The organism is uncultured Campylobacter sp., from assembly GCF_938039205.1.
In the GTDB taxonomy this organism is placed as follows: domain Bacteria; phylum Campylobacterota; class Campylobacteria; order Campylobacterales; family Campylobacteraceae; genus Campylobacter_A.
Genome location: NZ_CALHVM010000023.1, coordinates 82,494 through 91,022, shown reverse-complemented (window position 1 = coordinate 91,022; position 8,529 = coordinate 82,494). Strand labels below are relative to the sequence as shown.

The following is an 8,529-nucleotide window of genomic DNA, read 5'->3' as shown; positions in this document are numbered from 1 at the left end:
ATCGAACTCATCGTAACTTAATGCTCCTTTGTGTGAGATTAAGTTAAAGAGAGCCTTTAATTTTTGCAATACGGCAGATAAGGAATACGTCAAAATTTGTACATTTTTAAAGTGCTTGTGTGGTATTGATTTTGGATCAAATTTAATCTATTTGCCTTATGGAACCAAATAGGTACGAGCATAAGACCAATCTACAACATACCACACAAAAAAGCCAAAGAACCAAGGAAAACCGTGCAAACCGGTAAATCAAATTTGCTCGTCTTGCCTTTTATCCTGATAGCGGATGCTGAGCTGCGGCAACGGTATAGAGATGCCTTTAGCGTCAAACGCGAGCTTGACGCTCTCTAGCATAGCAAACTGCACATCTGAAAAATCACCGCTCGCACACTAAAATCTAGCAGTCAAATTTACGCTATTTTCACCCAAACTCCCGACGCCGACGAATGGCTTTGGCTCTTTTAGGATCTTTTTGTTTTCGTCAGCTAGGTTTAAAATAATCTCTTTTGCAAGCCTTAGATCGTCTTTATAATCTATGGAAAATACGAGCTCAACCCGCCTGGTACCCTCTTTTGAGAAGTTTATTATATTGCTACTTATGATGCGTCCGTTTGGGATAATGATGGTTTTGTGATCGGTTGTACGCAAAATAGTGCTAAACATATTAATCTCTTTGACTGCGCCTTGCACGCCTGCGACTTCTATGTGGTCTTTGAGTTTAAACAGCCTAAAAAATATTATCAAAAATCCTGCGCCTATGTTTGAAAAAGTATCCTTAAACGCCATACCGATAGCAAGACCAATAGCACCAAGCGCAGCGACAAACATAGATGTCTCGACGCCCAAATTTGCAATCGCGGCTATGATAACAAAAGCCATGAGAAGCGTTTTGATGATATTTACAAGGAAATTTGAAAGAGTTTCGTCAAGTATAGAAGAAGTAACTAATTTTGATATAAGATTTGAGATTTTAGCTACCAACCATTTGCCGATAAGCAAGATGGCGATAGAACCTAAAATTTTTAAAGAATAGGACGAGATTAACGACCAAATAAGTTCAAATTTAATCTCGTCCATGCATTATTAAGCTAGACTAATTATTTGTTAAATCTAGCTTCAACGCGTCTGTTCTCAGCACGTCCTTCTTTTGTTTTATTTGAAGCGACAGGTTTAAGCTCGCCGTATCCTACAGTAGTGATCTTGTCTGCGCTTACGCCAAGCTCTTCAAGAGCTTTAGCAACTGCGTTTGCTCTTTTTTCAGATAGTTTTTGATTGTAAGCCTCAGCACCAATACTGTCTGTATGTCCGCTTAGAACTACGCGGTAGCCTGGATTTTCACCCATAAAGTTAGCTACTTTCTTGATCTCCTCAAGATATTTTGGAGTTACTTTGTAGCTATCGAATGCAAAATTTACGCCGATATCTCTGAGAACGATAACCTTCTCGCATCCAGTCTCATCAACTACTACCCCAGCCGGTGTATTTGGGCATTGATCAACATCGTTTAAAACGCCGTCGTTATCGTCGTCAAGCACTACGACGGCTTGCTCTTTAACCTCAACCACTTCAGCTACTACAGGAGCATTTTTAGCACCAAAGCCGACTGCAAAACCTAGCGTATAGAATAGGTTGTGATCCGCATGCTCAAATTTAATAGCATCTACAGCTTCAGCGCGTAACGCGAAGTTGTCAGTGATTTGGTATCTTAAGCCAAGACCGTATTGACCGAAGCCACCATCGTCATTTTTAACGAATCTTTTTGAAACATCCTCATATCCTGCGCCAAGCAAACCGTAAAGAGATAGTTTTTCAGTTAAACCGAAATCTTTAATAGCGTTAACGAAATATCTAGTAGCTTTTCCGTCTACGCCATACTCTCTAATTTTATTAGTATGACTAAGACCAAGCTCAACATGATCTAGGAAAAAATTCTCAAGGTTTCTTCCTATTCTTAAACCGATAGCAGACTGTTCGTTAACTCCTAGGTTTCCCTCAGGGTGAACTCCACCGATAGTTGGAGTTAATTCATATTTGTAAGCTGAATCAGCAGCAAAAAGAGCTGTAGCAGCAACTAAAGCAATAGCAATCTTTCTCATAGAAAATCCTTTCATGGTGAAATGTATTTTTTAATAATATCACAAAAATTATAAATTTCGTTTTAACATTTGATATTTATAAAAAATATAATTAAATAATCATAAATATCAATGCACCTCAAATTCGCACCGCTCTCAAAACTATTAGCGTTTAGAGAACTGCGGACTTCTTCTAGCTTTTCTTCTACCGAATTTCTTACGCTCGACGACGCGTGAGTCGCGAGTTAGTAGGCCTTTTGGTTTTAGAGTTGCTCTAAAGTCTGTGTCAAATAGAGCCAATGCTCTTGATATGCCGTGTCTTAGTGCCTCAGCCTGAGCAGAGTATCCGCCGCCTAGAGTCGTTGCAGTTACGTCTACAGAACCCTCTTGTTTTGTTAAAAGTAGAGGTTGAACCACTTTTAGCTTGATAGCCTCGTGTCCGCCAAGCCAAGTGTTTAGATCAAGTCCGTTTACTAAAATTTTACCGCTGCCCGGTTTTAGCCAGACTTTTGCTACGGCAGTTTTTCTTTTACCGGTTGCATAAACTTTCGCCATGATTATTTTCCTTCTTTTTTAGCTATTTGAGCCGTATGCGGATGCTCGCTGCCGGCGTAAACTTTTAGTTTTTTTATCATCTCTCTGCCGAGTTTTGTTTTTGGAAGCATTCCGCGAACGGCTAGCTTGAACAGTTTTTCAGGTTTGTCAGCCAAAAGCTCGCCGAATTTCTCGCTCTTCGTGCTACCAAAATACCCTGAATGGCGGTGATAAAGCTTTTGCTCTGCTTTATTATTGCCTGTAAATTCGGCTTTAGAAGCGTTGATTATGATAACGTAATCGCCGCAATCGACATTCGGAGTGAAATTTGGTTTATGCTTACCGCGAAGCAGCGTAGCTACCTCGGTTAGCAATCTACCAAAACGCTTGCCTGCCGCGTCAAGCACGATCCACTCGCGCTCCACTTCGTTTGGTTTTGTTATTTTCGTCATTTCTTACCCTTTAGATAATTTTAAGTCGTGATTGTATTCAAATGCACCTTACAAATAGCTTAATTTAAGCTATATTTAAATATTAATGCTTCGAATTTCATCCCGTAAAGCGTAAAATATTGCCGCCTTTACGCTCAAATTCGGATAAATTTGAGCCAGTATTTTTTTGTATTCCGCCACTTGCGCGATGTTTTCATCTATGTTTTTATCGCTCGTTTTATAGTCGATCACGCATATTTCAGCTTCGCCAACGCAGAGCAAGTCAAGCTGTTTTAATGCACCGTCATATCGCAAAGGCTGCTCTTTGAATATCCTCTTTCCCTGCGTCATTTGCTTAAATTTAGGCTCGTTTATCAAATTTAGCCCGCGTGCGTAAATTTCATCCAGCTCGCCCTCGTCTAAAAATTTATGAAACGCATTTCGCATCGAAATTTGCGCCGTTTTTAGTGAGTCCTCGTCAAATTTTTCCGCCATTTCTAGCAGATAGTGCAGCGCCAGGCCAAAATAAATCGCCTTTTGATTTTTACCCTCGGTTTTAGGCGTTTCATCTACGATTTGCTTTGAAATTTGAGCTAGTTTAATAGGCTCAAATTTGCCTGGCGTCGTCAAATTTCGCGCCTTGCTAGGAGTCGGCTCGCCGAAGCTAAAATCAACCAAATCAAGATACTCTATAACCTCGCCGCTACTCTCATACGCCCCAAAAAAGCTCGGATTTCTGCCGTTTGCGCCCGTTTTTTTGACGATGATTAGCCCACTGATAGCCCGCGTTAGCGCGACGTAGAGCTTGTTCATATCCTCCTCGCGCTCGAGCCGCGCCGCCTTTTCTTTTAGCCTTGCAAAATCCTCGTCGATGCACTGCTTTTTGACGTTGTGGCGCACCTGCCAGGAGCCCGCGTCGGCGTCGTATTCAGCGATAAAATTTGACCCGTCGTGCCGTCCAGCGCCCATTTTATCGCACACGATCACGTTTTCAAACTCCAGTCCCTTTGATTTATGCACGGTCATGATTTTCACGCCCTCGCCGCTTTTTGCGCTCGCTTTTGCTTCAAATCTATCAAGATTATAGATAAACTCGGTCAAATTTGAATACGGCTGCGCCAGTTCAAGCAGCCGCAAAACGTCCGCGTCGCTCATATCTGCGCCAAGCTTGCCCGCTAGATAGTGCAGACTCTCAAGCGCCGATTTTTGCGGATTTACGCTTAGTTTTACGGCGTTTACGTCAAGGATCGCTTCGGTATTTAGCTTGTAAATTCGCTCGCCAAATAGGCAAAATTTAGCGTACTCCACTACTGCGCGCGCATTTTTACTAGCTAGCAGGGGCATCACGCCCTCGCTCACGCTTTTTATGCCAGCTTCATCAAGCAAATTTGCGATTTTATTTATATCGTCGTTTTTCCAGCAAAGCACGGTGATATCGTCCTCGCAGACCCCTTTTTCAAGCAGAAATTTAACCTGCTGCGTCGCTTCTGCCGCTACGTCATCGCCGCTGCTTACTCGCACGAATCCAAGATCATCCGCCTCCGCCTCAAAATACGGCATCTGCCCTACCAAATTTACTCGCTCGCCCTCTTTTTGGGGCGTTCTTTGCAGTTTAAAATTTTCGATCTTGCCTGCAAATACGGCATTCGTAAATCTCACCAGCGCCTTTTTGCTACGGTAATTTACCTCCAAATTTTGCACTTTGATCTGCGGAAAATCTCGCATCAGCTTACCGAAAAGCTCCTTTTTGCCGCCGCGAAAGCGGTAAATACTCTGCTTTACGTCGCCGACGTAAAAAAAGCTGCCAAGCCCGTTTTGTCCGTATCCGGCGACGATCTCTTCGATGAGCGGGCGCATGATTTCGTACTGCGCGACGTTGGTGTCTTGAAACTCGTCGATGAGCAGGTGGTTTATCCGCCCGTCGAGCCTAAAATAAAGCATCTGCGCATCCGTCTCGCCACCTCGCAAAAGCTCGTAAACCAGGCGCGTCACGTCGCTAAATGCAAGCGAATTTAGTCTTTTGTTTAGCGAGATTTTGCACTCTTTATAGATTTTTAAAAATCTAGCGAGCTCGGCGATTTTATACTCTTCAAGCTCGTCAAAGTAGCGTTTTAGCCGCGCTTTTAGCGTAAAAAACATCTCGTCGAGCTCGGGTGTATAAATTTTAGAAAACGTGCGATAATCAAGACTCGCGCGCGACATAAAAGAGCGAGCTAAAATTTCGCCAGGAGTTCCCTCTTTTACGGCATTTTGCGCGTCTTTGCCGCCGCCTCTAGCCAGGACGTATTCGCGCATATTTTTTAGCGCTTCTTCTACGCCGCTTTCGTTTGGAAAGACCGCATTTTCGCTGCTTTTTAGCTCGCCGAAATTTTCGTAAAACATCTCCAAACTCTCAAAAAAGCTACTCTGACTGCGCTCGGCCGTCGCTATCAAATTTGCAAGCGCCTTTAACAGCCGCATATCCTTGCTCACGCTCGCGACAAACTCGCCCCGCTGTAGCTCGTTTAAATTTTTGCTCACTTCAAAATCCGCGCTTAGCCCCAAATTTAAGCAAAAGCTGCGCAAGATGCCGACGAAAAACGAGTCAAACGTGCCGATTTTTAGATCGCTTTCTAAAAAATGAGTCGCCCGCGCGTCGCGCATGGCTAAAATCTTATCCCTGCCCGCGCCCAAAATTTGCTCCAGCTCGGCTAGCTCCGCGCCCTTTTCCTCGAGCCGCAAAAAGGTCTGTACGATGCGCTCTTTCATCTCATTAGCGGCCTTTTTGGTGAAGGTCAGCGCCGTGATCTCGCGCGCGTCGGCACCTGATAGCAAAATCGCGATAAAACGCACGCTAAGCGCAAAGGTCTTGCCGCTGCCCGCACTCGCCTCGAGGGCCAAAAACGGCTTCATAGCTCGCCTTTTACTAAAATTTTATAGTCTTCGTATTCGCTCATCGCACCCTTGGCCTCCCCGAAATTTATCGGCGTATTATTGATGGATTTTAGCTGTTCGATCGCCTCTGCAAGCGCCTCCGTGCTAGCCTCGCCAGCTACCAAGTTCATGTTATCTTTAAGATCGTAAAAGTACCCCTCGCAAGGCCTACCCACGAGCGCTTCGTAAAAGGGCAGTTGCAAGGATTTAGCATCAAATTTTCCGCTTTTGTAATCAATAACCGCCAGCTCATCGCCGCGCCCATCTATGCGGTCGATTTTGCCCGTTATGCGCACGCCTGCAAACACGCTATCAAGCTCTTTTTCAAGCCCATGCACGCGCCATCCGGCCTCATATCTCGCGTCCTCTACGGTCTTAAATTTTTCCATCTTTATCATCGTTATCTCGCGCTCTAGCGGCGGCGTGTTTAGCTCTCTAAGCATTGTTTCAAATTTAGCTAGATCAAATCGCTCAAATTTGGAGTAATACTCAAAAAGCGCCCTGTGCAGCGAGTTGCCAAAGTCCGCCGCAGACGCGGTTTGCGGCATCACGGGCGGCTTTACGTTCAAAATATATCTGTAATAATACCGCCGCGGGCATTGCAGATATGTGTTTAGTCTGCTAAAAGAGAGCGGGATAGCGAAAAAATCGTGCTTGACGATGATGTCCTGCTCGAAAATTTTAGGCTTTGCGGGCGTTTTTCGCGTGAAATTTATCAAATTTACGGCTTGCCGTTTTTCGCTCGGCGTTTTGTTTTGCGCCCCGTTTTCGTCAAATTTGTCGGCTAAATTTAGCTCGCCGTCCGCTTCGTCAAATTCAAACAAACTCCGCTCTTTGGCGGTTTTTGCTTGTTTGGGTTTAGCCTCGTTTCTTTCGTCAAGGCTCGGGCTCAACTCGCCCTCAAATTTCTGTTCGTCCGCAACCGCGTCAAATTCGCCGTTAAACAGCGCCGCATAGCTCTCGTCGCCGTATCTCGCGTCCTCCACGGCGTTAAATTCGCCGAGAAATCTCGACGCGATTTTCTCCTCGTTTGCCGCGTAGCATATCGCGGCTTTTTTCGCGCCGCCGATTAGGCTCTCGTAGTAAAATCTCTGCAAATTTTCGCGGTCCACGTAGCCGATGAGGCCCGCTTTTTGGCGCACGCGCGAGCTCAAAAACATCTCGTTTACGCTACGCTTTGGCACTAAATCGTCGTTAAAATCAAGCACTATGACGCCCTCAAATTTTAGTCCGCGACTCTCCAAAACACCCATGACGCCGATCTTGCCGCCGCCCACGTGATCGAGTCTTAGGCGAGATAGCTTTATCAAAAATATCTCGCAAATTTGACGCAGCGTAAAGCTAAAATACCGCGCCAAACTCTGCGCGTAAAATAGCTCCTCGCGCGTTTTTTGTGCGGCGGCGCGGTCGCTCTCGCACGCCAAAATCTCTTCCATAAGCGCCCTAAAATCCTCAAACGAGCAAGGCGCCTCAAAACCGTTTTTAAATTTCTCAAACAGCTCGCCGCTAACGCCAAATTCATGCAGATTAAACTCGAATTCGTTGAAATTTTTATAGTTATCCTCGCTCAAATTTACGCGGATTTTGTCGTTTATTGCAGTTACCATGCACTTTAAAATTTGAAAAAACCGCGTGCGCGTAAAGCTCTCACCCATCGCGAAGTTAAACATCTTGCCGCGGTCGTGCAGGCGCAAGATCTCGGCAAAACTCTCGTCAGGCAAGATAACGGCGATGTTTTCGGGCTTGATGCCATCAGCCACGAACTCGCTAGCCTTTGCCATCGCGTAGGCCGCCTGCAAGCTCCTAGCGCCGAAGCTCCTTTTTAAAACGAGCAGGTTTTTGCGCACGGAGCCCGTTTTTTTTAGCTCGCGCGTGCTCAAATTTAGCTCAAATTCGCCGTATAGACTAAACTCGCTCGCCTCAATGCCAGAAATTTCAGCTAGTTTTGAGATCAGTTTTTTGTTAAATTTGCTGGTTTGAAAGATGATTTTTAGCATCGTTAGCTTGGCTATCTCGTCAAACAGCTCCCACTCAAATTCGCTCAAAAAGCCGTCTACTTCGAGATAAATCTCGCGAAATTCCCTAACAAATCCGTCGTTTAACTCGTAAATTTCAGGCAGCACGATACCGTCGTATAGATTTTCGGCCGCGAGCAGCTCCTTATAGCCTGCGAGCACCGCCTCAAGGATACCCAGATGCTCCTCGTAATCGGCGTAAATGTCGCTAAATTTTAGATCCGCAACGCTTTTTTTGCTGATGGCAAGCTCCTTAAAAAAGCTAAAAAGATAGTCGTTGTTCTTCAAAAACGCGAAAAACTCCGACGGGATACGCAGCCGCTCGGATGCCTCTCTCACGCTCGCGCAGGCTCGCTGCATCAGCACCAGCGCGTACGCCTCGTCCGCCTCAAAGCGCCCCGGCACTAGCACGGCCTTTTGCTCAAACTGCGCTATCGTCATCGCCTTTGGCACGAGTTCGTTTTGAAATTTCGCGTTAAATTCGCGGATCTTTCGCGAGTTGGTAAAGATATAAAGTTTGTCTAAATTTTGCATAGAGGCTCTTTGTTTTTTGGCGAAATG

Annotated in this window: 6 protein-coding genes; all 6 read right to left on the bottom strand. The window is 45.2% G+C overall.

The genetic code is table 11. From position 1 onward, the window contains the following. Positions 1–390 precede the first annotated feature (390 nt). A complete protein-coding gene (locus Q0394_RS03210) occupies positions 391–1,077 on the bottom strand; it encodes a mechanosensitive ion channel domain-containing protein (RefSeq protein WP_298945535.1) in 687 nt (228 codons plus the stop codon). Positions 1,078–1,097: 20 nt separating this feature from the next. Continuing rightward, a complete protein-coding gene (locus Q0394_RS03205) occupies positions 1,098–2,096 on the bottom strand; it encodes an OmpA family protein (RefSeq protein WP_298945534.1) in 999 nt (332 codons plus the stop codon). Between the two features lie 144 nt (positions 2,097–2,240). Next, on the bottom strand, positions 2,241–2,630 hold the full coding sequence (gene rpsI, locus Q0394_RS03200; protein WP_009492499.1) for a 30S ribosomal protein S9: 390 nt from the start codon (positions 2,628–2,630) through the stop codon (positions 2,241–2,243). A gap of 2 nt (positions 2,631–2,632) precedes the next feature. After that, positions 2,633–3,061: a 50S ribosomal protein L13 gene (gene rplM / locus Q0394_RS03195; RefSeq protein ID WP_002949135.1), complete on the bottom strand. Its 429-nt coding sequence runs from the start codon at positions 3,059–3,061 to the stop codon at positions 2,633–2,635. A gap of 75 nt (positions 3,062–3,136) precedes the next feature. Next, a complete protein-coding gene (locus Q0394_RS03190; protein ID WP_298945533.1) occupies positions 3,137–5,932 on the bottom strand; it encodes a RecB-like helicase in 2,796 nt (931 codons plus the stop codon). Next, the gene (locus Q0394_RS03185; RefSeq protein ID WP_298945532.1) at positions 5,929–8,502 is read right to left on the bottom strand and encodes a PD-(D/E)XK nuclease family protein; all 2,574 of its coding nucleotides are present in this window, start codon (positions 8,500–8,502) and stop codon (positions 5,929–5,931) included. The genes Q0394_RS03190 and Q0394_RS03185 overlap by 4 nt, the downstream gene beginning before the upstream one ends. Between the last annotated feature and the right edge of the window lie 27 nt (positions 8,503–8,529).

Excerpts from the sequence above, each read along its gene's own strand:
- rpsI (WP_009492499.1), bottom strand. The coding sequence starts at position 2,630 with ATGGCGAAAGTTTATGCAACCGGTAAAAGAAAAACTGCCGTAGCAAAA.
- Q0394_RS03210 (WP_298945535.1), bottom strand. The coding sequence starts at position 1,077 with ATGGACGAGATTAAATTTGAACTTATTTGGTCGTTAATCTCGTCCTAT.
- Q0394_RS03185 (WP_298945532.1), bottom strand. The coding sequence starts at position 8,502 with ATGCAAAATTTAGACAAACTTTATATCTTTACCAACTCGCGAAAGATC.
- rplM (WP_002949135.1), bottom strand. The coding sequence starts at position 3,061 with ATGACGAAAATAACAAAACCAAACGAAGTGGAGCGCGAGTGGATCGTG.
- Q0394_RS03190 (WP_298945533.1), bottom strand. The coding sequence starts at position 5,932 with ATGAAGCCGTTTTTGGCCCTCGAGGCGAGTGCGGGCAGCGGCAAGACC.
- Q0394_RS03205 (WP_298945534.1), bottom strand. The coding sequence starts at position 2,096 with ATGAGAAAGATTGCTATTGCTTTAGTTGCTGCTACAGCTCTTTTTGCT.